General features: G+C 63.2%; 24 protein-coding genes. 14 read left to right on the top strand and 10 right to left on the bottom strand.

The window, feature by feature from the left end:
* Positions 1 to 16 precede the first annotated feature (16 nt).
* Positions 17 to 2,122 (top strand): mechanosensitive ion channel family protein, encoded by a 2,106-nt coding sequence (locus K5K89_RS26000; RefSeq protein WP_222540504.1) that lies wholly within the window; start codon positions 17 to 19, stop codon positions 2,120 to 2,122.
* Positions 2,123 to 2,178: 56 nt separating this feature from the next.
* Here K5K89_RS26000 and K5K89_RS25995 read toward each other — a convergent pair whose 3' ends face one another.
* Positions 2,179 to 6,447, bottom strand: a complete 4,269-nt coding sequence (locus tag K5K89_RS25995) for a DEAD/DEAH box helicase (protein ID WP_222540503.1) — start codon at positions 6,445 to 6,447, stop codon at positions 2,179 to 2,181.
* A gap of 141 nt (positions 6,448 to 6,588) precedes the next feature.
* On the opposite strand from K5K89_RS25995, the gene K5K89_RS25990 reads away from it, so the two are divergent.
* Entirely contained in the window at positions 6,589 to 7,473 is an 885-nt protein-coding gene (locus K5K89_RS25990; protein ID WP_083351508.1) for a sugar nucleotide-binding protein, read from the top strand.
* 92 nt (positions 7,474 to 7,565) lie between these two features.
* On the opposite strand, the gene K5K89_RS25985 is transcribed toward K5K89_RS25990, so the two are convergent.
* From K5K89_RS25985 to K5K89_RS25965, 5 genes are all read right to left on the bottom strand, one after another.
* Positions 7,566 to 8,264 carry an OmpW/AlkL family protein gene (locus K5K89_RS25985; RefSeq protein WP_071489849.1) on the bottom strand — a complete coding sequence of 233 codons (699 nt, stop codon included), beginning with the start codon at positions 8,262 to 8,264 and terminating at the stop codon, positions 7,566 to 7,568.
* 94 nt (positions 8,265 to 8,358) lie between these two features.
* Positions 8,359 to 8,871 carry a DUF3299 domain-containing protein gene (locus K5K89_RS25980; RefSeq protein ID WP_071489850.1) on the bottom strand — a complete coding sequence of 171 codons (513 nt, stop codon included), beginning with the start codon at positions 8,869 to 8,871 and terminating at the stop codon, positions 8,359 to 8,361.
* 11 nt (positions 8,872 to 8,882) lie between these two features.
* Entirely contained in the window at positions 8,883 to 10,148 is a 1,266-nt protein-coding gene (locus K5K89_RS25975; RefSeq protein WP_222540502.1) for an ABC transporter permease, read from the bottom strand.
* A 1-nt stretch (position 10,149) separates the two neighbouring features.
* On the bottom strand, positions 10,150 to 10,860 hold the full coding sequence (locus K5K89_RS25970) for an ABC transporter ATP-binding protein (RefSeq protein ID WP_071489852.1): 711 nt from the start codon (positions 10,858 to 10,860) through the stop codon (positions 10,150 to 10,152).
* Between the two features lie 6 nt (positions 10,861 to 10,866).
* The gene (locus K5K89_RS25965) at positions 10,867 to 11,460 is read right to left on the bottom strand and encodes a DUF2796 domain-containing protein (RefSeq protein WP_222540501.1); all 594 of its coding nucleotides are present in this window, start codon (positions 11,458 to 11,460) and stop codon (positions 10,867 to 10,869) included.
* A gap of 131 nt (positions 11,461 to 11,591) precedes the next feature.
* On the opposite strand from K5K89_RS25965, the gene K5K89_RS25960 reads away from it, so the two are divergent.
* Positions 11,592 to 11,939: a hypothetical protein gene (locus K5K89_RS25960; protein ID WP_071489854.1), complete on the top strand. Its 348-nt coding sequence runs from the start codon at positions 11,592 to 11,594 to the stop codon at positions 11,937 to 11,939.
* Here the strand turns inward: K5K89_RS25960 and trxA are convergent.
* The 3 genes from trxA to K5K89_RS25945 are packed head-to-tail and all read right to left on the bottom strand — an operon-like array spanning position 11,936 to position 13,955.
* On the bottom strand, positions 11,936 to 12,808 hold the full coding sequence (gene trxA / locus K5K89_RS25955) for a thioredoxin (protein ID WP_222540500.1): 873 nt from the start codon (positions 12,806 to 12,808) through the stop codon (positions 11,936 to 11,938). The genes K5K89_RS25960 and trxA overlap by 4 nt on opposite strands.
* 32 nt (positions 12,809 to 12,840) lie before the next feature.
* Positions 12,841 to 13,503 carry a class I SAM-dependent methyltransferase gene (locus K5K89_RS25950; RefSeq protein ID WP_071489856.1) on the bottom strand — a complete coding sequence of 221 codons (663 nt, stop codon included), beginning with the start codon at positions 13,501 to 13,503 and terminating at the stop codon, positions 12,841 to 12,843.
* Positions 13,500 to 13,955, bottom strand: a complete 456-nt coding sequence (locus K5K89_RS25945; protein WP_058424585.1) for a YbaY family lipoprotein — start codon at positions 13,953 to 13,955, stop codon at positions 13,500 to 13,502. Before K5K89_RS25945 ends, K5K89_RS25950 begins: the two co-directional genes overlap by 4 nt.
* Positions 13,956 to 14,095: 140 nt before the next feature.
* Between K5K89_RS25945 and nrdR the strand changes: the two genes are divergently transcribed.
* From nrdR to K5K89_RS25890, 11 genes are all read left to right on the top strand, one after another.
* On the top strand, positions 14,096 to 14,560 hold the full coding sequence (nrdR, locus tag K5K89_RS25940; RefSeq protein ID WP_222540499.1) for a transcriptional regulator NrdR: 465 nt from the start codon (positions 14,096 to 14,098) through the stop codon (positions 14,558 to 14,560).
* Entirely contained in the window at positions 14,557 to 15,693 is a 1,137-nt protein-coding gene (ribD, locus tag K5K89_RS25935) for a bifunctional diaminohydroxyphosphoribosylaminopyrimidine deaminase/5-amino-6-(5-phosphoribosylamino)uracil reductase RibD (RefSeq protein ID WP_222540498.1), read from the top strand. Before nrdR ends, ribD begins: the two co-directional genes overlap by 4 nt.
* 47 nt (positions 15,694 to 15,740) lie before the next feature.
* Positions 15,741 to 16,403, top strand: coding sequence for a riboflavin synthase (locus tag K5K89_RS25930; RefSeq protein WP_071489859.1), 663 nt, complete (start codon positions 15,741 to 15,743; stop codon positions 16,401 to 16,403).
* Positions 16,404 to 16,418: 15 nt separating this feature from the next.
* The gene (gene ribBA, locus K5K89_RS25925; protein ID WP_071489860.1) at positions 16,419 to 17,510 is read left to right on the top strand and encodes a bifunctional 3,4-dihydroxy-2-butanone-4-phosphate synthase/GTP cyclohydrolase II; all 1,092 of its coding nucleotides are present in this window, start codon (positions 16,419 to 16,421) and stop codon (positions 17,508 to 17,510) included.
* Positions 17,511 to 17,600: 90 nt separating this feature from the next.
* The gene (ribE, locus tag K5K89_RS25920; RefSeq protein ID WP_003176356.1) at positions 17,601 to 18,077 is read left to right on the top strand and encodes a 6,7-dimethyl-8-ribityllumazine synthase; all 477 of its coding nucleotides are present in this window, start codon (positions 17,601 to 17,603) and stop codon (positions 18,075 to 18,077) included.
* Entirely contained in the window at positions 18,074 to 18,574 is a 501-nt protein-coding gene (nusB, locus tag K5K89_RS25915) for a transcription antitermination factor NusB (protein ID WP_010206836.1), read from the top strand. Before ribE ends, nusB begins: the two co-directional genes overlap by 4 nt.
* An 18-nt stretch (positions 18,575 to 18,592) precedes the next feature.
* A complete protein-coding gene (gene thiL / locus K5K89_RS25910) occupies positions 18,593 to 19,558 on the top strand; it encodes a thiamine-phosphate kinase (protein ID WP_222540497.1) in 966 nt (321 codons plus the stop codon).
* Between the two features lie 66 nt (positions 19,559 to 19,624).
* A complete protein-coding gene (locus K5K89_RS25905; RefSeq protein ID WP_222540496.1) occupies positions 19,625 to 20,344 on the top strand; it encodes a substrate-binding periplasmic protein in 720 nt (239 codons plus the stop codon).
* A gap of 129 nt (positions 20,345 to 20,473) precedes the next feature.
* Positions 20,474 to 21,091, top strand: coding sequence for a GTP cyclohydrolase II (ribA, locus tag K5K89_RS25900; protein ID WP_016978544.1), 618 nt, complete (start codon positions 20,474 to 20,476; stop codon positions 21,089 to 21,091).
* On the top strand, positions 21,088 to 21,507 hold the full coding sequence (locus K5K89_RS25895) for a nuclear fragile X mental retardation-interacting protein 1 (RefSeq protein WP_222540495.1): 420 nt from the start codon (positions 21,088 to 21,090) through the stop codon (positions 21,505 to 21,507). Before ribA ends, K5K89_RS25895 begins: the two co-directional genes overlap by 4 nt.
* Positions 21,504 to 22,286, top strand: a complete 783-nt coding sequence (locus K5K89_RS25890) for a cobalamin-binding protein (protein ID WP_222540494.1) — start codon at positions 21,504 to 21,506, stop codon at positions 22,284 to 22,286. Before K5K89_RS25895 ends, K5K89_RS25890 begins: the two co-directional genes overlap by 4 nt.
* Here K5K89_RS25890 and K5K89_RS25885 read toward each other — a convergent pair.
* Positions 22,283 to 24,172 carry a TonB-dependent receptor domain-containing protein gene (locus K5K89_RS25885; protein WP_222540493.1) on the bottom strand — a complete coding sequence of 630 codons (1,890 nt, stop codon included), beginning with the start codon at positions 24,170 to 24,172 and terminating at the stop codon, positions 22,283 to 22,285. The two genes, K5K89_RS25890 and K5K89_RS25885, sit on opposite strands and share 4 nt — an antisense overlap.
* Between the last annotated feature and the right edge of the window lie 7 nt (positions 24,173 to 24,179).

The following is a 24,179-nucleotide window of genomic DNA, read 5'->3' as shown; positions in this document are numbered from 1 at the left end:
GAAGGAGCTCGGTGTTTTGCTGAATCTCAAGACTGCATTACTGCTCGGCGCGCTGCTGTTTTGCGGCAGCGGTGCGCTGCAAGCGGCGGCCACCGCGCCGGAACCTGAAGCGCCGGCCAAGCCGGAGTTGCTGGTGGAAGGCGGCCTTCTCGGTGCGATCAGTTCCAGCATTGATGATGTGCAGCAAAAACTGGACCTCAACCAGAACTTCATTGACGAATGGCGCCTGCGGGCCGACCGGGCTGCCAACGAAGTCGGTCGCCTGGTCAACCAGACCGCTGAGCGTTCGCCGTGGAGCGTGGCCGGGGACTTCCTGTTGCTGTCCGGTGTGTGGATCGGCGCCTTTACGCTGCTGACGTTACTGGGGCGCGTGATAGTGAGACGACTGGGGCAACGCAGGTTTTTCGAACGGCGCAAACGCCTCCTAGCGGTGCTGGGCTATGTGGTGCCTTACACGATCCCGGCGCTGATATGCCTGCCCCTGACCTTGTATGTCAGCCATTTCCTGCCCACCTCCGTGGGGCGGGCGCTGGCGCTGTGTTTTGCCTATGCCACCAGCAGTGGCATCTTCTCCACGTCAATGCTGCTGTGTGTGATCGTCATGTTCAATGTCGGCCACAAGCGCCCGGCGGTGCAGATCATTCGCGGCTACTGCCCCAAGCCGCTGTTCCTCATCGGCTTTCTCGCCGCCCTCAGCGACGCCTTGACCAGTCCGCAGATCGCACGCCAACTGGGCGGCAATATCACCAGCAGCATTGCGGTATTCACCGGCCTGCTTGCGACAGTAATCTTTGGCGTATTAGTGGTTCGCCTGCGCCGTCCGGTCGCCCACCTGATCCGCAACCGGCCGTTGGCGCAGCGCTTGAAACATCCGGCGCTCCAGCAATCTCTGCGGGTGTTTTCCGGGTTGTGGTACTGGCCGATCCTGTTGATGGTACTGGTCTCGGCAATCAACTTGATCGGTGCCGGCGACGATAATCAGAAGGCCCTGCGTTGCGCGTTGTTCACCACGATCCTGCTGATCGGCACGGTATTCCTCAGCACCGTATTGCAACACCTGTTCAAATCCCGCAGCCAGGTGGCGATCCAGCGCAGCAGCGCCTACAAGGAACGTTTTCTCAGCCTGTTGCACGCGATCCTGCGCATTGCCATGGCCATTGCCTTTATTGAAATCCTCGGGCGGATCTGGGGCGTGTCGCTGTTCGAGTTCGCCCAACGCAACTCGGTGGGCCGCGCGATCAGCGATTCGCTGAGCAGCATCGGCCTGATCCTGCTGATGACCTGGCTGTTCTGGGTGGTACTCGACACGGCGATCCAGGAAGCCTTGAAACCACCGGTCAACAAGCGCTCCAGTCGCCAACCGAGCACGCGGGTGAAAACCATCCTGCCGCTGCTGCGTAATGCGGTGAAGATCGTCCTGGTGGTGATCTGCGCGATCACCACCATGGCCAACCTCGGGATCAACGTCGCGCCGCTGCTGGCCGGTGCCGGGGTGGTCGGCCTGGCCATTGGTTTTGGTTCGCAACAACTGGTGCAGGATGTGATCACCGGCCTGTTCATCATTATCGAAGACACGCTGTCCATCGGCGACTGGGTGGTACTCGACTCCGGTCACGCCGGCACTGTCGAAGGCCTGACCATCCGTACCCTGCGCCTGCGCGACGGCAAGGGCTTTGTGCATTCGGTGCCGTTCGGGCAGATCAAGGCGGTCACCAACCAGTCGCGGCAATTTGCCTATGCGTTCTTCTCGGTACAGTTCACCTATGACACGGATGTGGACAAGGCGGTGGAACTGATCCGCGAGGCGGGGCAGTCGATCCGCGATGACGTGTTCCTCAAGTACAACCTGCAAGGCCCGCTGGAGGTGTTTGGCGTGGACAAGATGGACCTCAACGGCGTGGTGCTCACGGCACAGTTCCGCACGGTGTCGGGTGGGCAATATGCAGTGAGCCGCGCGTTCAACCAGCGCCTGAAAAAGCTTGTGGATAACTGTGACGAGGTGCATTTCGCGCAGACTTATCCACAGCAGGTGTTGCTGCCCAAACGTACGCCGCAGGTGGATGAGCCGGATGAAGACGTGCCCGCTTCGGTGGTGCTGACCGAGCAACCGCGAACGCAGTGACCCATGTGGTAAGCGGGCTTGGCCAACGCGGAACAAGCCTGCTCACCACAAAAGGTTCATCGTTTGATCAGTTTTTCTTGCAGCAGCGTGGTCTCGGGTGGACTCAGTTCCAGCAACATTTGTTGCGTGCCGCCGACCATTACCGCCGCCGGCAACCCATCCCGGTACACAATCCGATTACCGCTCACTGCCGGCACCTTGTTGCCGGGCAACAGTGTACCGACCAGGTTCAGCGGATCGGCCCCACACACTGCGATCAAACTCCCGTCATGGGGCCGCCGCCGTACTTCACGCAGCAACGGGATCGCCTCCGGCAGCGCAAACTGCTCACCTGCCAAACCACTGACAAACCGTCCGCCGCGAATTTCCCCGCGTGCTTCCAGCCGGTGAAACGTGCGCAGCAGCTCGCGCCAACTCGGCAGCCAATCTGCCTCACGCTCCAGCAAGCGCCAGAACACCACGCCATAGCGGCGCAGCAGGGTCATGGCGACATGCTCAAGTGCCTCGGCTGAATGGGGCCCGGCAGCCGTTGATGAACGTCGCACCAAGGCCCAGCGCCCGGCATCGTCCATGCCGCCGACAAACGCGCCGCGCCCGCGTCGGCTGCTGCGCGCCTGGCGTTTGCTGGCGGGGGTGGTCAGGGCGCGCAGGCCGGCGAAGCTGTCGGCGTTCACCAGCCCTGCGCCGACCAACTCCTGCAACGTGGTTTCCAGCTCGCTGCGCAACAGATGGGCTTCGTGGGACAGCTCATCAAAAAATAGCGCGCCGTGATCACACAGGGCCTGATGCACTTTCTGCGCCTTGGGCGACAGGGTGGTGACATCGGTAACTTCGGTCAATCCGCTCCATAACCCTACTTGGCTACGGGGCAGCAACACCACCGGCGTGCTGCGCAAGGCCATGGCGCTGGCCTTGTTGCTCAAGCGCAGCCACACCAGTTTGCCGCTGCGGCAGAGTTCGTCGAGCCATGTGGATGAATAATCCTTGAGGCGTGCGCTGAGCAGGTCGTTGTCCCAGGCGGACGTGGCGGCGGCATAGCCTTCAAACTGCCCGACGATTTGCGGCAGCATCGCGCTGCCCTGGCCACGGGTGCCGCCGGACAGGTGCTGCCAGTCGAACAGAAAACGCATGAAATCCTGTAACGCCACCGGTTCGATTTCCCGGCGCAGGCGCTTGACCGTGTAGCGATGAATGCGCGCCAGCAGGTGGCGTTCGCACCACTGCTCTTGTGTGGCCTCGGGGCTGAAATAGCCGCGTAACACGTAGCCTTCCTGTTCCAGGCGGGCCAGTGCTTGAGTGACCTGCGTGACCGACAACGCCAGGGGCGCGGCGATCTCGATCAGGCTCACCGGGCCGAACCCACCGAGGCGCGCGCGCAACACTTCCGTCACGGCATCCTCGTAGGTCCACGACTCATCGAAGCCGGGCAGCAACGGCAAGTTGCTCGGATAGATCGCCTGCAGGCAACCCAGGCGCTCAACGGCGACCCACAGGTTGGTGTGTAAGTGAGTGTACAGCTGATAGGCGCGGCCAGACTTGGCCAGGGCGTGCAGCCATTGCGCCCATTGCGGCGTGACTTCGTTGCCGGCGATACACGCCAGGCTCATCAGCGCCTCATGCATTTCATCCGGCCCGTTGGGCGCCGGCCAGGCTTCTTCGCGCACGGCGGCGATGGCATCGGCGTCCAGCGCACCGAGGTCGTCGGTGCTTTGCGGGTCGCTCCAGCGTCGTGTGAGCACGGCCTGGGTGCGGCGTTCCTCCAGCGGCGCATCGTCGAGAAAAGTGTACGGACGGGCGCTGAGAATCTCCGCCGCCATGGGCGAGGGTGCCGGCAGGTCGCGGCTGATCAGGCGCACGTCGCCGCGCTCCATGCGCCGCAGCAGGGCCAGCCAGGCGTCGCAGTCCATGGCTTCATGCAGGCAGTCGTCGAGGGTTTGTTCCACTAACGGGTGCTCGGGCACGTCGCGCTCACCGGCGAGGTTTTCCAGGCAGGCAATCTGGTCCGGGAACACGCTGGCGATCAGGTCTTCGCTTTTCATGCGCTGGATCTGCGGCGCGACCTTGCGCCCACCGGCATAACGCGGCAACGCCAAGGCCACACCGGCATTCCAGCGCCAGCGCACGCCGAACAGCGGCGCATCCAGCACGGCCTGGATCAGGATATGTTCGGCGCTTTGGCTGTTGAGGTAGCGCCACACCTCATCCAGCTCGAAGCTGTGGCTGGTGGACAGCGACAGCACGATCGCATTTTCGCTGGCCGCCGCCTGCAACTCGAAGTTGAACGTGCGGCAAAACCGCTTGCGCAGGGCCAGGCCCCAGGCACGGTTGACGCGGCTGCCGAACGGCGTGTGGATGATCAATTGGGTGCCACCGGACGCGTCGAAAAACCGCTCCATGATCAGCGTGTCCTGGGACGGCAATGCACTCAGGGCCAGGCGTGCGCGGGCGAGGTAGTCGAGGAGCTGTTCGGCGCTGGCGCGGTTCAGGCCGAGTTCGCCGGTCAGCCAGGCCTGTGCGGCTTGCAGGTCGCCGGGTGTGGCGCCGAGCAGCGTGTCCAGTTGACCTTGCAAACGCGCCACCGCCGCCGACAGCTCGTGACTGCGCCCAGGCGCTTCGCCTAGCCAGAAGGGGATGGTCGGCGGTTGGCCATGGGCGTCCTCGACCCGCACTTTGCCGGCTTCGACCCGCAAGATCCGATAGGAGGAATTGCCAAGCTGGAAGATATCCCCGGCGATGCTTTCCACCGCGAAGTCTTCGTTGACGCTGCCGATGTTCAGGCTCTGGGGTTCGAGCAACACGCTGTAGTCGGCGTTGTCGGGGATGGTGCCGCCGCTGGTCACGGCGGTCAGCTTGGCGCCGCGCCGACCACGCAAGGTGCGGGTCAGGGCGTCGCGGTGCAGGTAGGCGCTGCGCATGCCCTGGCGACCGTTGTAGCCGTCGCAGAGCATCTGCAACAGTGCCTGGTAATGACGTTCGTCGAGTTCGGCGTAGGGCGCGGCGCGATGGATCATCTCCAGCAAGCCTTGCTCCGACCATTCACGGGCGCTGACTTCGGCGATGATTTGTTGGGCCAGCACGTCCAGTGGCGCCACCGGTATATGTAGGGTGTCCAGTTCGCCTCGACGCACGCAGTCGAGCAGGGCGGCGCATTCGATCAGATCGTCGCGGGTGGTAGCGAACAGGCGCCCTTTGGGTGTGCCGCCAACCTGGTGACCGGAGCGGCCGACCCGTTGCAGAAAACCGTTGATGGAACCCGGCGAACCGATCTGGCACACCAGGTCCACATCGCCGATATCAATCCCCAGCTCCAGGGATGCCGTGGCGATCAGCACTTGCAGCTCGCCGCCCTTGAGGCGCTGCTCGGCATCCAGGCGCATCTCCTTGGCCAGGCTGCCGTGGTGGGCAGCCACCGCAGTTTTGCCCAGGCGCTCGCTCAAGTGCCGGGCCAGGCGTTCGGCCAGGCGTCGGGTGTTGACGAACACCAGAGTGGTGCGGTGCTCGCGCGCCAGTTCGGCGAGGCGGTCGTAGACCAGCTCCCACACGTCATTGGCCATCACCGCCGAGAGCGGCACGGGCGGCACCTCGATATCCAGATCACGTGGGCGGGCGTGGCCGATATCCACAATCGCGCAGTCCCGACCAGTGCCCACCAGGAACCGCGACACCGCGTCGATGGGCTTTTGCGTGGCCGACAAACCAATGCGCATCAGCGGCCCGGCGCACAAGCCTTGCAGGCGCTCCAGGCTCAGGGCGAGATGGCTGCCACGTTTGCCGGCGGCGATGGCGTGGATTTCATCGACGATCACCGTGCGTGTGCTGGCGAGCATCTGGCGACCGGAGTCCGAGCCCAGCAGCACGTAGAGCGATTCCGGGGTGGTCACCAGGATATGCGGCGGGCGCTTGCGCATCTGGGCGCGGTCTTTTTGTGGGGTGTCGCCCGTGCGCACGGCGGTGCGGATGATCAGCGGCGGCAGACCCAGGCGCTGCAGGTGCTCGGTGATCCCGGTCAGCGGGTTTTGCAGGTTGATCTGTATATCATTGGACAGCGCCTTGAGCGGCGACACGTAGACCACCAGCGTCTCATCCGGCAGCTCACCGCCGTTGGCCAGGCCTCGGTGGACCAGGTCGTCCAGCACCGCCAGGAACGCGGTGAGGGTCTTGCCGGAGCCGGTGGGCGCGGCGATCAGGGTCGATTGACGCTGGCGGATCAGCGGCCAGGCCTGGGCCTGGGCGCCGGTCACCGAGGGGAACGTGCTGCGCAACCAGGCGCTGACGGCGGGGTGGAAGCCGGTCAATGCGGTATCAGTGGATTCAGGAAGGCTCATGCAATGATTGATAGCCCCAGTTCCAACAAGTTGCAATGGCACAGTTAATCCGTGACGGTTGCGCGATGAACCCGCAAAATGCAACGATTCTGACAAATACCTGAATAACCTTCGTTCCAACAGACCGGGCCTGCTCAATCTATGCGAATGCGCCTTATGTTACTGGGCGGCGGGAATGCCCTCGGGCAGGCGCTGATTCGCCTCGGTGCAGAGGAAGACATCGGTTTCCTCGCACCCAAACCGCCCCAAGACGGCTGGGATGCCGCAAGCCTCACCCAATTGCTCGACGACACCCGTCCCGACGCGTTGATCAACCTCGCCTACTACTTCGACTGGTTCCAGGCCGAAGCGGTCAGCGAGCCCCGTCTGGCTGCCCAGGAGTTCGCCATCGAGCGCCTGGCCGAGCTGTGCCAGCACCACAGCATCACCCTGTTGCAGCCATCCAGCTACCGCGTGTTCGATGGCTCCCGCGCCACCGCCTACAGCGAAAAAGACGAGCCGGTACCCCTGGGCCTGCGCGGCCAGGCGCTGTGGCGTATTGAACAGAGCGTGCGCGCCACCTGCCCGCAACATGTGTTATTGCGCTTTGGCTGGCTGCTGGATGACAGCGTCGACGGCACCCTCGGGCGCTTCCTGGCCCGGGCCGAGAAGCCGGATGAGTTGCTGATGGCGGACGACCGTCGCGGCAACCCGACACCGGTGGATGACGCGGCGCGGGTGATCATTTCGGTGCTCAAGCAACTCGATTGCGCGGCGCCGCTGTGGGGCACTTACCACTACGCCGGCCATGAGGCGACCACGCCGTTGGCGCTGGGCCAGGCGATCCTCACTGAAGCGCGCAACTACCACCCGCTGGCAATCGAATCCCCCACCGCCCAGGCCCACGCGGCCCGACCGGATGCGAGCGAAGAACCGCAACACGCGGTGCTCGCCTGCAAGAAAATCCTCCACACCTTCGGCATCAAGCCTCGGGCGTGGCGAGCGGGGTTACCGGCGTTGCTGGACCGGTTCTACCGCCATGGCTGACCCAACACAAAACCCAATGTGGGCATGAGCTAAATGTGGGAGGGGGCTTGCCCCCTCCCACATTGGTTTTTGTGTTGTTGGTCAGGTCGGTGTCAGAACTTGTAGCCGATACCCACCATGTAAACCATCGGGTCCACGTCCACATTGACCTTGGCGCGAGTGCCAGGGGCGACCGCGTTGTTTTCCACGGTGGCCTTGGTGCTGATGTCGATGTAGCGCGCCTGGGCGTTGATCATCCACTTGTCGTTGATCATGTAGTCGGCGCCGATCTGCGCGGCCCAGCCCCAGGAGTTCTCAGCCTTGAAGTTGCTGAAGCCTGCGCCTTGGGCACGGCTGCCGACGTGCTCGTCGTAGATCCAGGTGTAGTTGATACCGGCGCCCACGTACGGTTGGAAGGCCGACTTGTTGTCCAGCGGGTAGTACACGACGCTCAGGGTCGGTGGCAGGTGTTTCAGGGTGCCGAGCTTGCCGTTGGCGGCGCCGAGGGCGGTGCCCTTGATCTTCACGTCATGCTCGAACGGCGTGGCGGCCAGCAGCTCGATACCCACGTGATTGGTCAGCATGTAGGCGAAGTTCAGGCCCAACTGAGTGTCGCTGCTCATGGTCGCCTTGCCGCCCAGGTTGGCGCCGGCCAATGGGCCTTGGTCAACCTTGACGTGGCCGCTGTCGGCCTTCGGGTTCACGGTGATTGCACCGGCGCGAACCAGAATGTCGCCCGCTTCGTGAGCGTGTGCGACGGGGGCAACGAGGGCGAGCGCGAAGAGGGACGCGCCGAGCAGAGACTTGTTCATGGGAGCTCCAAAGGACGTTTAAAAGTTGTACGTCCAATGGTAAAGATCGTTCCGTTCGGTCTTTTGACTCAGCTCAATGAAAGGGCGATAAGCGTTATTCGGGCAATTCGTACATGTAAATCTTCTCGGCCTCCATCTGGTAACCGGCATCGGCCAGTTCGCTGGTGGACGGTTTGACCTGCATCGCGCCCTCGATCCAGTACGGCTGATACAGCTCATCGAGCTTCACGCCGATTTCGCTTTTGACATGCACGATCTGGTTCGACGGCGGCGGTGGCACATGGATGCACGCGCCGAAATACGGCACCAGCAAGAACTCGGTGGTGCGGCCGTTTTCGCTGACCTCCAGTGGCACGATGTAGCCGGGCAAGCGAATGTGCTGGCCATCAAGCGCTGGCACCACCGGTGCGTTGGGCAGGTCCTGCTTGGCTGCGGGTGCCGATTCCAGTGCATCCGCCATGCTGGAGAGATTGTGCAGTGGTTGCATGTTCGGCACTTCTGGCGGGGCATCCGGCGGTATCAGTTCCGACCACGTCAGTTCTCTGGGCTCGGCTGCCCAGGCGGGCAGGGCAAGCAGCAGCAACAGTGCAAACAGGACGCGACGCATCAAAGCCTTCCTCATAAACGTATGGACAGGCCATCGGCCAGGGATTGCCGATAGGCGCGCCACGCGGGCACGCTGCCCATCAACAGCGCGGCGCCCAGGATACCGGCGAGCAGCGTCCATTCATATTCGCTCGGCCACGACATCGGCAGGTCCAGGCCGTAGTTGGCCTGCAGATACCCGCGCGACGCGGCGATGCACACGTAGAGCAAACCAACGCCCGCCACCACGCCGGACAGCGCCAGGGCGAAGGCTTCGAAGATCAGCAGCGTCGCGATATGCCAGGGCCGTGCGCCCACCGAACGCAAGATCGCCATTTCGCGGCGGCGCTCGTTGAGACTGGTGAGGATCGCCGTGAGCATGCCGATCAGGCCGGTAAGCACCACGAACAGCGAGATCACGAACAGCGCTTTTTCGGCGGTGCCCATCATGCTCCACAACTCTTGCAGCGCCACGCCTGGCAGGATCGCCAGCATCGGCTCGCCACGGAATTCGTTGATCTCCCGTTGCAGGGCGAAGGTGGAAATCTTGTTGTTCAGGCCGAGCATGAACGCGGTGATGGCTTGGGGCGTGAGGTCCATATTGCGCGCCTGGTCGGCGCTGATGCGGCCTTTGCCCTGGGCCGGTACGCCGTTGTGCCAGTCGATATGGATCGCTTCCATGCCGCCGAGGCTGATGTGCAAGGTGCGGTCCACCGGGGTGCCGGTGCGCTTGAGAATGCCGACCACGGTGAAGGGCTTGTCGTCGTGCTTGACCAGGCTGACCACTGCCACGCCATGGGCCAGCACCAGTTTGTCGCCAAGTTTGTAGTGCAACGCGTCGGCGACTTCGGCGCCCAGCACCACTTCGAACGGGTCGGTGGCGAAGGCACGACCGCTGGCCAGTTCGAGGTTCTGCTTGCGCCCGTACTGGTAGTGCTCGAAGTAGGACTCGTTGGTGCCCATCACGCGGTAGCCGCGATGGGAGTCGCCGAGGGAAATCGGAATCGCCCATTTCACCTGTGGGATGGCGGCGAAGTGTTCGAAGCTGTCCCAGCGGATGTTGTTGGTGGCGTTGCCGATGCGGAATACCGAGTACAGCAACAGGTTCACCGAACCGGAACGGGCGCCGACGATCAGGTCGGTGCCGCTGATGGTACTGGCGAAACTGTTGCGCGCTTCAACGCGTACGCGCTCCACCGCGAGCAGCAAGCAGACTGAAAGCGCGATGGCGAACGCGGTGAGGAGCGCGGTAAAGCGGCGGTTAGCCAGGCTGGCCATGGCTAGACGGAACAGATACATCTCAAACCTCTGCGGGCGTGGCGGCGCGATTGAGTTCGGCCAGCGACAGGTTGCGGTCGAACAGCGAGGCCAGGCTCTGGTCATGGCTGACAAACAACAGGCTGGCGCCCGCTTCGCGGCATTCGGCGAACAGCAGTTGCAGGAAAGCTTCGCGGGCGTCGTAGTCCAGGGCCGAGGTGGGCTCGTCGGCGATCACCAGCTCCGGTTGGCCGATCAGCGCCCGGGCGGCGGCGACACGTTGTTGCTGGCCGATGGACAGCGAGTCGGCGCGGCGTTCCAGCAGGTTTTTGTCTTTCAAACCCAGGTGCGCGAGCAGGGCGGCGGCGGCCTGATCCACGCTGCCGTGGCGCTGCTTGGCGCGTTGCGCCCGCAGTTTGGAGAAGTGGCAAGGCAACTCGACGTTCTCGCGCACCGACAGGAACGGCAGCAGGTTGAACTGCTGGAAGATATAGCCGGTGTGGTCGACGCGAAAACGGTCGCGAGCGCCGGCCGAGAGTTCGGTCAGCTCCTGGCCGAGCAGGCGGATGCTGCCCTGGCTGGGTTTCTGCACACCGCCGAGCAAGCCGAGCAGGGTGGTTTTGCCACTGCCGCTCGGGCCCTTGAGAAACAGGGTTTCCCCCGCTTCCAGGCGGAACGCGGGGATGTCCAGCAACTGCGGGTGGCCGGGCCAGTTGAAGCCCAGGCCGGACAGTTCGATCAATGCGTGGGTCATGTGAACTCAGAATTTCAGGGTGGCTGCGGTGGCCGTTGCTTCAACCCCTTGCTGGCCGCTCGGGCCGATCAGTTGTACCTGAATTTTCTGGGTGGCGGGGAAGGTCTTGAACACCTGGGTCAGGTCCAGGTTGCTCAGCGCAGTCGGCGTGGCGCAGGTGAACTGGTAGTGGGCGTGGATTTCGCTGTGGTCGTGATGATGCTCGTGGGCGCCGTCTTTGGCGTCATCATCATCGTCGTCGTCATGGTCGGCTTCGGGCTTGTCGCCAAACAGCGGGCTGTTGAGTTCCTGGCTGCTGACCACACAACCGGCGGCCTTGGGCAGGTTGAACAACGCTACGGGGTTTTCCAGTTGTTTGCGTGCGGCGGCGACCTTGGCTTTGTCGGCAGGCGTGGTGGCCTGGTGTTCAAAACCCACCAGGTTCATTGCCGGGCTGTCCAGTTCAAGCTCCAGGGCCTGGCCGTCGAGTACCGCGTTGAGGCGGCCGACGCCATGCTCGTGCGCGCCAAGGCTGCCATGTTCATGGTCGTGCTCGTCATGAGCATGGGCAACCGCCAATGGCAGCAGGGCGAACGGCAAAGCAAGCAACAGACGGCGCATGGGAAGACTCCAGAACATGAAAGTTTTGTTATGTGATCTTATAACAATAGCGTCAGAGTTTGACCGCCCGCTTGGCGTTGCGCAAGCCGCATGGGAGCATGCCCGTCAGAAAAAGTGCAGGAGTGAGGACGATGTTGCGAATTCGTGGAACCGTTGGCGACTTGCCGGTGGACTTGACCCTGGAGCTGGATGACGGCGACTGGGCCCGCCTGGGCGCGCAATTGCAGGCCACGCCCGTTGCCAGCGCGACCGCCGCGCCGGTGGCTCCGGTCAAACCCAATGACGACCTGTGGCAGGGCGCCCAGGACCTGTTGCGCAAGGCCGGCCAGCTCAGCGGTCTGGAGTTGCTCGATCAACTGGAAGGCTTGGCTGGCGACGCCTCGGCGGGCAAGCGCCTGCTGGTGCGCCTGCGTCATAGCGCCAAGGTGAAGGTCAGCAGCGGCGCGGATACGCCGCTGTACAGCTGGGTCGGCGACTAGTACAACGCGGCAAACAACTTGCGACGGTACACGCTCACCAGCGGGTGATCGTTGCCCAGCAATTCGAACACCTGCAGCAAGGTCTTGTGCGGCAGGCCTTCGCTGTAGCTGCGGTTGCGGATGAACAACTTGAGCAAACCTTCCAGTGCCGCGTCGTACTGCTGGCGCGCCAGTTGCTGGATCGTCAACTGGTAGGCCGCTTCATCGTCCTGCGGGTTTTGCGCCAGGCGGCTTTTCAGGTCGGCGGCGTCCGGCAGGTCGGCTGCCTGGCGCAGGAAGGTGATCTGTGCCTTGGCCCCGGCGAGGGCGGCCTTGTGATCGTCGCTTTTTACCGCGTCCAGCACGGTCTGGGCTTCGCCCAATTCACCGCGCTCGGCCAGGCAACGTGCGTACAGGATCAACGCGCCAGCGTTGGTGTTGTCTTCGCCCAGCAGCGCCACCAGCACTGCTTCGGCGTCGCTGATGCGACCTTCGGCAAACAGTGCTTGAGCCTGTTCCAGCGGATCGGCTGCAGCCGGCGGTGGCATCTGCACATGCGGCTCCAGCATCGCTCGCACCGCCGACTCCGGCTGCGCCCCCGCAAACCCGTCCACCGGCTGGCCATCCTTGAACAACACTACCGTCGGCAGGCTGCGAATGCCAAAACGTGCAACGATATGCTGCTCGGCCTCGCAGTCCACCTTGGCCAGCAGCAACTCCCCCTGATAACTCTCGGCAATCTGCGCCAGCAGTGGCATCAATGCTTTGCACGGCGCGCACCACTCGGCCCAGAAATCTACCAGTACGGGTTTTTCAAAAGAGTTCTGGATCACTGCCTGGTCAAAGTTGGCGGTAGTGACGTCGAAGATATACGGCGTGGGCTCACTCATGGGGCGTCTCGAATAAAGCGGGAATGGGGCAACTATAAGGGCTGGCGCCGCGAATGGTACAGGCTCACCTTGCGAAACTCCCAAGGCTCCGCCAGATCCGGCAACGTCAGCGCATCAAGGATCTCTAGCCTTTGATAATCCGGGTGCTGAAAGTCCCGCACCCGCGAATCCGCCACCAGCGCTTCGCGGCCACGGGTCAGGAACTGATCCAGCAGCGGCAGGTTCGCGCGGTCGTAGAGCACGTCGGCCACCAGGATCAGGTCGAAGCGATCGGCTTCGGCGAAGAAATCCGCCGAATAACCCAGCTCTACGCCATTGAGTTCGGCATTCGCCCGGCAGGACGCCAGCGCCAGTGGGTCCAGGTCGCAGGCCACCACTTCCAGGGCGCCTGCCTTGACGGCGGCAATCCCGGCGACACCGGAGCCGGCGCCAAAGTCCAGCACACGTTTACCGGCGACCCATTCAGGGTTCGCCGCCAGATAGCGCGCCAAGGCCAAGCCACTGGCCCAGCAAAAACTCCAGTACGGCGGTTCATGCAGGATGCGCCGGGTTTCTTCTGGGCTGAAGGCGCGGTCCATGTTGTCCGCATCCAGCAGCCATAACGACAACTCAGTACCTGGCAGCGGGCAGGGCACCAATTGCGCGTCGCCGATCAGTGCGCTGAGGGCGGCTTGCAGACCAAGCGGTGGTGTCATGGGGCCTTGACGAGTTGCAGGGGGCCGGTGGTCTGGGTGATCGCCTGGGTGATGCGCACGGCGGGCAGGTGCAGGATCAACTGGCCGGACTGGCTGGCGCGACCGCGCAATTCAACCCGGGCACCAGCCGGGAACGCTTCAGGATTGAAGCGCAGGCGGAAGGCCAGGGGCTTGCCGTTGCCGGTCAGCACGCTGCTGGCCAGCAATTGTTGCGGGCGCGAGCGGTCGTCGATCACCAACAGCGCCATCTCCACTTCGGCACCGGCCGGAATGTTGGTCAGGCTGCCGCTGATTTCACGCTGATAGGCGGGCAGGGGGCCGAGGTCTTCAATACCCGGGACTTTTTTCTCTTGCGCGGGCGTCGGTTGAGGCGTGGTCGGTTTGGGGGCTTCGCTGCTGCAGGCGACCAGGAAACTGAACAGGGTGAGCAAAACAAGTGGTCGTAACTGCATGTACGGCTCCAGAAAGGACAAAATCCGTGGCTTGAAAAATATGAAACATAATAGTCAGCCTATATACCGTAAAGGCTATGGCTTGTCTTGCCACGGGGATGCGCTACCATGGCCCTCCCTTTATTTGTTGCCTGCCTACCATGCACTGTCCCTTCTGCGGTGCCAACGACACCAAGGTCATTGACTCGCGTCTGGTCGCCGAGGGCGATCAAGTGCGTCGCCGGCGTGAATGCCTGGCCTGCGGTGAACGTTTCACCACCTTCGAAACCGCCGAACTGGTATTGCCGCGCCTGATCAAATCCGACGGCAGCCGCCAGCCTTTCGACGAAGAAAAACTGCGCGCCGGTATGCAGCGTGCCCTGGAAAAACGCCCGGTGAGTGTCGAGCGGCTGGAGGCGGCGCTGGTGCACATCAAGCACAAGCTGCGTGCGACCGGCGAGCGCGAGGTCAAGAGCCTGGTGGTGGGAGAGTTGGTGATGAGCGAGCTGCAAAAGCTCGACGAAGTCGCCTACATCCGTTTCGCCTCGGTGTATCGACGCTTCCAGGACCTCAATGAGTTCCGCGAAGAGATCGACCGCCTGGCCCGGGAGCCTGCCAAAGAATGAACCCACCGTCTGCCGAACAAGCGGTGCTCGACGCCCATTACATGGCCCGCGCCTTGGAACTCGCGCGCACAGGCTTGTACACCACCCATCCCAACCCGCGTGTAGGTTGTGTGATCGTGCGCGATGGGCAGGTTGTCGGCGAAGGCTGGCATGAGCGCACCGGCGAACCCCATGCCGAACCCAACGCCCTGCGTGCCGCCGGTGACAAGGCCCGTGGCGCCACGGTGTACGTAACCCTCGAGCCGTGCAGCCACCATGGGCGCACACCGCCCTGCGCCGATGCCCTGGTCACGGCCGGTGTCGCCCGTGTCGTGGCCGGCATGCAGGACCCTAACCCCGAAGTGGCCGGGCGCGGCATGCAGCGTCTGGCGCAAGCCGGGATCGAGGTCTTGAGTGGCGTGCTGGAAGCCCAGGCCCGCGCGTTGAATCCGGGATTCCTCAAGCGCATGGAGCACGGCCTGCCCTTCGTGCGGGTCAAGCTGGCGATGAGCCTGGACGGCCGCACTGCCATGGCCAGCGGCGAAAGCCAATGGATCACCGGCCCTGCGGCCCGCGCCGCCGTGCAGCGCCTGCGCGCCGAGGCCAGTGTGGTGCTGACCGGCGCCGACACGGTGTTGGCCGACGGCGCCCGCCTGACCGTGCGCGCCGCCGAACTCGGCCTGGACGAAGCCACCACTGCGCTGGCCATGTCGCGCCCGCCGTTGCGCGTGCTGATCGATGGCCGTTTGCGCGTGCCGCTCAACGCACCGTTCTTCAAGGCCGGGCCGGCGCTGGTCATCACCTGCGTGACCCCGGAAAACCAGTTTCCCCGTGGCCCCGAGTGCCTGGTGGTGCCCGGCGTCGATGGCCAGGTCGACCTGCGTTCGGCGCTGGTCGCCTTGGCCGCCCGTGGCGTCAACGAAGTGTTGGTAGAGGCAGGCCCAAGCCTGGCGGGGGCCTTTGCCCAGCAAGGCCTCGTAGATGAGTACGTGATATTCGTCGCCGGCAAGTTCCTGGGCTCCGCTGCCCGGCCTTTGCTGGACTGGCCGCTTGAGAAACTGGCCGATGCCCCCCAACTCAAGATCACTGAAATGCGCGCTGTAGGCGACGACTGGCGAGTCACTGCCATCCCGCTTCCACCCGCGAGCGTATAATTCTGACCGGGCGCTCAAGTGCCCGTCCCGTTTTCCAGGAGAAGGCCATGTTCACCGGCATTATCGAATCCATCGGCAGCATCCGCGCCATGACCCCCAAAGGCGGCGACGTGCGCCTGCTGGTTGAAACCGGCAAGCTGGACCTGGGCGACGTCAAGCTGGGCGACAGCATCGCCGTCAGCGGCGTGTGCCTCACCGTCATCGACCTGCCGGGCAACGGCTTTGCCGCCGATGTCAGCCGGGAAACCCTGGACTGCACCGCGATGAACGACCTCAAGGCCGGCAGCCCGGTGAACCTGGAAAAAGCCCTGACCCCGACCACCCGCCTCGGCGGTCACCTGGTCAGCGGCCACGTCGACGGCGTCGGCGAAGTGGTAGCGCGCAGCGAAAACGCGCGTGCCGTGGAATTCCGCATCCGCGCGCCCAAAGAGCTGGCCAAGTACATCGCCCACAAAGGCTCGATCACCGTCGATGGCACCAGCCTCACCGTGAACGCCGTGAACGGCGCCGAATTTGAACTGACCATCATTCCCCACACCCTCAGCGAAACCATCATGGCGTCTTACCAGCCAGGTCGCCGGGTGAACCTGGAAGTGGACTTGCTTGCCCGTTACCTGGAGCGCCTGTTGTTGGGCGAAAAGGCCGCAGAGCCTGCAACCGGGAACATCACCGAAAGTTTTCTGGCCGCTAACGGCTACCTGAAATCCTGACCAAGGGGGTGCCGCGTGGCGCTCAATAGCATCGAAGAACTGGTTGAAGACATCCGCCAAGGCAAGATGGTCATCCTGATGGATGACGAAGACCGCGAGAACGAAGGCGACATCATCATGGCCGCCGAGGCCTGCCAGGCCGAGCACATCAACTTCATGGCCAAGCACGCCCGCGGGCTGATCTGCATGCCAATGAGCCGTGAGCGCTGCGAATTGCTCAAGCTGCCGTTGATGGCGCCGCGCAATGGCTCGGGTTTTGGCACCAAGTTCACTGTATCGATCGAGGCCACTACCGGCGTCACCACCGGCATTTCCGCCGCCGACCGCGCCCGCACCGTGCAAGCCGCTGCTGCCAAGGACGCCAAGGCCGAAGACATCGTCAGCCCCGGCCACATCTTCCCGCTGATGGCCCAGCCGGGTGGCACCCTGGCCCGTGCCGGCCACACCGAAGCCGCCTGCGACCTGGCGCGCATGGCCGGTTTCGAGCCCTGCGGCGTGATCTGCGAAGTGATGAACGACGACGGCACCATGGCCCGTCGTGCTGAACTCGAAGCCTTTGCCGCCGAACACAACATCAAGGTGGGCACCATTGCCGACCTGATTCACTACCGCATGATCCACGAACGTACCGTTCAGCGGATTGCCGAGCAGCCACTGGACAGCGAACTGGGCCAATTCAATTTGGTGACCTACCGTGATTCCGTGGAAGGCGACGTGCACATGGCGTTGACCCTGGGCACCATTTGCGCCGAAGAGCCGACCCTGGTGCGTGTGCACAACATGGACCCATTGCGCGACCTGCTGATGGTCAAGCAACCGGGTCGCTGGAGCCTGCGCGCTGCCATGGCTGCCGTCTCCGAGGCCGGCAGCGGTGTTGTGCTGCTGCTCGGTCACCCGCTGGATGGCGATGTGCTGCTGGCGCATATCCGCGAAACGGCGGACCACACGCCGGTGAAAAAACCGACCACCTACAGCATCGTCGGGGCCGGTTCGCAGATCCTGCGTGACCTGGGCGTGCGCAAAATGCGCCTGATGAGCGCACCGATGAAATTTAATGCGATATCCGGTTTCGACCTGGAAGTAGTAGAATACGTGCCCTCCGAATAAAGGCCGGCGATTTTCGCCCCTTGTTCGCGGTTCAAATATCACTAAGGGACGCGTCATACACGCGTCCCGGCTCTTTAAGAGATTTGTCGAATGACCCTGAAGACCATCGAAGGTACCTTCATCGCTCCCAAAGGCCGCTATGCCCTGGTGGTTGGCCGCTTCAACAGCTTCGTGGTTGAAAGCCTGGTAAGCGGTGCCGTTGACGCCCTGGTTCGCCACGGTGTGAGCGAAAGCGACATCACCATCATCCGTGCCCCTGGCGCCTTCGAAATTCCACTGGTTGCGCAGAAAGTTGCTCAACAGGGTGAATACGCGGCGATCATCGCCCTGGGCGCGGTCATTCGTGGCGGCACGCCGCACTTCGAATACGTGGCTGGCGAATGCACCAAGGGCCTGGCCCAGGTGTCCATGGAGTTCGGCGTACCGGTTGCGTTCGGCGTGCTGACCGTGGATTCCATCGAGCAAGCCATCGAGCGTTCCGGCACCAAGGCCGGCAACAAAGGCGCTGAAGCGGCCCTGTCCGCCCTGGAAATGGTCAGCCTGCTGTCGCAGTTGGAGGCCAAGTGATTTCCGACGAGAGCGACAACTTCAACCCGCGCGAGCCACGTCCAGCCGATGCTGGCAAGCCTTCGAAGAACGAGAAGCGTCGCGCTGCTCGTCAGTTGGCGACCCAGGCGCTGTATCAGCGTCACCTGGCGGGCGCGTCGTTGAACGAGATCGAAGCACAGTTTCGCGTCGACAACGATTTCACCTTTGCCGACCTGCCGTATTTCCACGACATCCTGCACGGTGTGCACGCGCACCTGACCGAGATCGACACCGCCCTGGCGCCTTGCCTGGACCTGACCATCGAAGAGCTGGACCCGGTTGAGCTGTGCGTGATGCGCCTGTCGGCCTGGGAGCTGCTGTATCGCGTCGACGTGCCGTACCGCGTGGTGATCAACGAAGGTATCGAACTGGCGAAAGTCTACGGTTCGACCGACGGCCACAAGTTCGTCAACGGCGTACTCGACAAGCTGGCGCCGCGCCTGCGTGAAGCCGAAGTGAAGGCGTACAAGCGCTGAATCGCGCTTGAAACCTGAATGGGCGAGTTTGAGCTGATCCGCAACTACTTCGCCGCCGCGCCTTGTGCGCAGGGCGGCGAAGGCATTGCTCTGGGGATCGGCGATGACTGCGCCTTGCTGGCACTTCCCGCTGGGGAGCAATTGGCAATCTCCACCGATACCTTGGTCGCCGGGGTGCATTTTGCCGACCCCTGTGACCCGTTCCTGCTGGGTCAGCGCTCGTTGGCCGTGGCGGTGAGCGACCTGGCGGCCATGGGCGCCAACCCCCTCGCATTTACCCTTGCCCTGACCACACCAACCGTCGATGCCGATTGGCTGCAACGCTATGCCCAGGGGTTGAACCTCATGGCGCAAAACTGTGGCGTGGGTCTGGTGGGCGGCGATACCACCCGTGGCCCCCTGAGTTTGACGCTGACCGTGTTCGGCCGCGTGCCGGCCGGGCAAGCCTTGACCCGCAGCGGAGCACAGCCGGGTGACCTGCTGTGTGTCGGCGGCGAGCTGGGCAATGCCGCCGGCGCCTTGCCGTTGGTATTGGGCCAGCGCAGCGCCGACGCAGCCATCGCCGAGCCGTTGCTCGCTCATTACTGGTCGCCCCGACCGCAGTTGGCCCTGGGTCTGGCGCTGCGTGGCAAGGCTACGTCTGCGATGGATATTTCCGACGGGCTCCTGGCCGATTGCGGGCATATCGCGATGGCGTCAAAGGTCAGCCTGTTGATCGAACGCGAGCGGTTGCCAATGTCCCAGGCACTGTTGGCGTTTGTCGGCGATGATGACGCGCGCGTGGCAGCCCTGAGTGGGGGCGACGACTATGTGCTGGTGTTCACCCTGCCACCTGTCGAACTGGCGCCGTTGCTGGCCGATGGCTGGCCGATCCATGTGATCGGCCGGGTCGAAGCGGGGCAGGGCGTCACGTTGCTCGATGGCCGCGGGCAGGACATCACCCCGGCCATCCGTGGTTATCAGCATTTTCGCGAGACACCCTGAATCGGCAAGCTGCGCTACCCTTCGTAGCGTTATCACGGATGCAAGGCCCTGTAGGAGGTCGTCACCATGGATGTGCGCCGTTGGCTGCTGATCGTGCTGTGTGTCTTCACAGCGGTGGTCCAGGCGCAGGACGTGCCCGGCAAGGTCATGCTGGCGAGTGAGGAATGGAGCGACTACACCAACAAAGACGGCACGGGCCTGGCCTGGGACGTACTGCGTCAGGTCTTCGAGCCGGCCGGCATCAACTTGCAGACCCGTTCCGTGCCCTACACGCGCTCGGTCGGCCTGGCCCAGCGCGGCGAGGTGGATGGTTGGGTCGGTTCCTACCGCAATGAAGCCGAAGGTGTGTTGTACCCCCACTGGAACTTCGATTCCGACCACATCTACGCCCTGGGGCTGGCCAGCATACCGACGCCCACCGTAGCCACGCTGGGTAACTACCGCCTGGCCTGGGTGCGCGGCTACAAGTACGAGGAGTACTTGCCCAATGTGCGCCGTTTCAACCAGGTGGAGCGTCGCGATGGCATTTTGGCAATGCTGCTACACGGCCGTGCGGACTTCTACATTGATGCGTTGGCCGAGGCCAAGTACGTGCTCAGTCAGGCGGATGATCCCTCGAAGTTCACGCTGACGCCGATTGCCGAACTGCCGTTGTACATCGGGTTTGCCGATAACGAGCGGGGCCGGGGCTTGATGGCTGTCTTTGACCAGCGCATGGCGGCCCTGGTGAAAAGCGGTGAGTTAAAGCCGATATTCGAGCGCTGGAAACAACCCTATCCGTTCTGACGTGCATAGAACCAGGTCGAAGGCCAATCGAACCTATTGATCTTTATCAGCGATAATTCAGCTTAAGCGTCTGTAGGAACCTGCTGTTACAATGGCCGCCTCTGTAAAAACTGAAATCAGGAGCACACGGTGCCCGTCGTTTTCGTCGCCGCTTCCAAGCTGCCTACCCCTTTTGCCACGTTCACCATGAACGGCTTTCTCGAAGAAGCCACCGGGCGCGAGCACGTCGTGCTCAGCCTGGGCGATATCGCCGATGGCGCACCGGTGCTTGGCCGGGTGCACTCCGAATGCCTGACCGGTGATGCGTTGTTCAGCCAGCGTTGCGACTGTGGTTCGCAACTGGAGGCCGCCATGCGCGCGATCGCCCGTGAAGGCCGTGGTGTGCTGTTGTACCTGCGCCAGGAAGGCCGTGGCATTGGCCTGATGAACAAGATCCGCGCCTACGAGTTGCAAGATGGCGGTGCCGATACCGTCGAGGCCAACGAGCGCCTGGGCTTTGCCGCCGACCAGCGTGACTACGCGATCTGCCTGCCGATGCTCGAGCACCTGGGCGTCAAATCCCTGCGCCTGATGACCAATAACCCGCGCAAGGTCAAAGCCTTGACCGAGATGGGCATCACTGTGGCCGAGCGTGTGCCGCTGCACACCGGGCACAACCCGCACAACAAACTCTACCTGGCCACCAAGGCCAGCAAGCTCGACCACATGATGGGCAACGAGCACCAGGGCGAGGTCGACCGCGCGTGACCCGAGGCCAGGTGAAACGGCGACTGTCCTTCAATTGGTGGCAGTACCTGGCCCTGGCGCTGCTCCCCCTGTTTGTGCTCAACCTGGTGTTCGGCCAGGTCGAATCCCTGCTGCCGGTGCTGGCCATGCCGTTCTTCATTGCCGGCGTGGCCTCGATGTTCCTCAGCCTGCGCTACTTCAACGGCTATAAACACGCGTTGATTGCCACCTCCAAAGCCCTCGATACCCCCGAAGAACCGGCTGCCTGGATCACCCTGGCGGCGCGTCGGCGCACGGCGTTGCTGGTTGCTGCCGTACCGGCCTGGATCGGGGCGTTGTCGGTCTTCGTCGGGTTGGAAGCGGTGCCACTGTTTCTGTTGGCGCTGTCGACCGTGGTGCTGTTCTACCTCTACCGCATTCCCCGTCAACTGGGATGATTCGCCACTGGCTGGCCGTGTTGCTGGTATTCAGTGCCCAGGCGCTGGCGGCCGAGCGAGTGGTGAGCCTGGCGCCGTCCCTGTCTGAAATCGTGGTCGAACTGGGCGCAGCCGATGTGCTGGTGGGCGTGCTCGACGGCGGCGAACGCCCGGCGGCCTTGGCGCAGGTGCCGTCAGTGGGGCATTACGGTCAGTTGGACATGGAGCGCCTGATCAGCCTCAAGCCCGACCTGATCCTGCTCTGGCCCGGCAGCGTCGGCCCGGCCCAGCGTGAGCAATTGCAGCGCCTGAATATCCCGGTGTACGTCGCCGAACCCCATAGCCTTGAACAGCTCACCACCCAGGTCCAGGCCATTGCCGAGCAATTGGGCCGCGCTGACGCGGGTCGACAGTTGGCCGCGCAGTTGCGCCAACGCCTGGCCGAGCTGCGACAGCGCTATCAGCGCGCCGAGCCATTGCGCGTGTTTTACCAGGTATGGAATAAGCCGCTGTACACCGTGGGTGGCGGGCAGATCATCAGCGATGCGTTAAGGGTGTGCGGCGCGCGCAATGTATTTGATGACCTCAAGCTGCCGGCGCCGCAGGTGAGCATCGAATCAGTGTTGCAGCGTGACCCCGAGATGATTCTGGTGGGCGACCAGGCGCAGAAGGAGGCCTGGAAGGTCTGGCCGACGATGGCTGAGCGGGTGCGACGGGTGCCGGATAAAGGCCTGGAGCGGCCCAGCGGGCAGATGCTGGAAGCCGTAGCCCGATTGTGTGAGGTAATCGCGCCCCGCTAGAGGTCCGGCGTCCAGGTCACGCCAACCATCAGCGCCCGGCCTTCTTCCCGGTAGCCATATTGCTGGCCTTGGTACTGATACAGCGCCCGGCTGTAGGCCTTGTCCAGCAAGTTATCGAGCTTCATGCTCAGCGTGACTTCACGGTTCAGCGTCCAAGTGGCGCGCAGCCCGAGCAATCCATAGCCAGCCAACGGTTGCTGGTTCTTCGCGTCGTCGTAGCTGCTGCTGACCGCTTGCCAACTGGCGCCGACGCCGAATTGGTCGAATTGGCGATCCAGGTCCAGGCTCACGGTGCGCCTGGCGCGACGCGCCAGCGTACGTCCGGAATCGCGGTCTCGTGGATCAATCAGTGCCAGTCCCAGGCTGCCTTGCCAGCCGAACAGCTTTTGCTTGAGCGCTGCTTCGAAGCCGTTGATGCGCGCCGAACTGACGTTTTGCGGGCCGTCGCTGCCGAACACGATCGCATCCTGGATATCGGTGCGGTACAGCGAAGCTTCCAGGCGGCTGGTGTCGCTGAGTTGGCTACGCCATTGCACTTCGTAGCTTTTCGAGGTTTCGGGCTTCAGGTTTGGGTTGCTGTTCTTGAAGCCGTATTCGTCCGGGTAATACAGGTCATTGAACGTCGGGGCGCGGAAGCCCTCGCTGTAGCTCAGCAGCAGGTCGTTGTCCGGGTTGACTGGCAACGTGAGCGTGCCGCTCCAGCTGTTCTGCCCGCCAAACTGCTGGTTCTGGTCACGCCGCAGGCCCAGCTCGGTGGAAAACCATTCGCCATGGAAGCGATGCTGCACAAAGGCCGCGCGGTTCCAGCGACTGTTTTCGGTGAGGGTGGTGGAGCCGTGGAAGCGGTCCTCGTACCAGTCACCGCCGAGAATCAGGCTGTTCTGCTCATTCAGTGTCAGGTCGTTCTGCCAGTTGACCGAGTCGCGGTAAGTGTTGAACACACTGAAGTCATCACTGAGGGTGTCGCGCTTGGTGTCGCGGTTCTCGCTATGGCCCAGCTCCAGGCGCGATTGCCAGCGCTCGTTGAGCGTGGCGTCGACATAGCCGCTGGCGCTGCTCAGGGTGTAGTCGGTGTAGGGCTTTTGCCCCACCGTTTGCCCGGTGGCGACGTCGTAGCGGCCAAAGCTGTTGTCGTACTCCGACTTGCCGCGGTTATCTAACAGGTTGAACCCCGCCTCCAGCGCATCGCTGAAGGAATGGCTGAGGTTCAGGCTGAGGGACTGGTTGCGGTAGGCGTCATGATCGCCATCGCTGGGGAATGAGGTGTGCGTCGAGTTGATGCCGGCGGTCTCATCCAGGCTCGCGCCTAGGTTGAAGCGCGTGTATTCATCGCCACCGGACAGGCCGAGGCTGCGCTCCCAGGTCTTGTTGCTGCCAAACCCGAGCTTCAGACGCGGTTGCAGGCCTTGCCCGGCATTGCGCCGGGTAAACACCTGGATCACCCCGCCAATCGCATCGCTGCCGTAGATTACCGAACGTGAACCGCGCAGCACTTCCACCCGTTCGATCTGATCGACGTTCAGGTATTGCAAGCCGCTGTCGCCGGAGGTGGTATTGGCAATGCGCTGGCCGTCCACCAACACCAGGCTTTGTGCGGATTTGGTGCCACGGATATAAATTCCCGGCAGGCTGCCGCGACCACCGGTAGGCGCTACCTGCACGCCGGGTACGCGGCTGATCAGGTCAGTGAGGCTGGTGGGTTGCAGGCGGTCGATGTCGTCGCGGGTGAACACGGTGTTGGCGGCGCTGCTGTCGTTGCGCGCCTGGACCTGGCGGTTGGCGCTGATGACCACGTTGGGAAGTTTCAGTGCGTCGTCGCGGGTGTCGGCGAGTAGTTCCGGGGAGGTCAGCAGTAACAGGGGCAAGGTGAGACTAAGATGTTTCATCGGCTGT

The sequence above is a fragment of the Pseudomonas sp. DR208 genome (assembly GCF_019823005.1).
Lineage (GTDB): Bacteria > Pseudomonadota > Gammaproteobacteria > Pseudomonadales > Pseudomonadaceae > Aquipseudomonas > Aquipseudomonas extremorientalis.
Note: the sequence above shows the minus strand (reverse complement) of the source record. Positions and strands in the feature narration are given on the sequence as shown.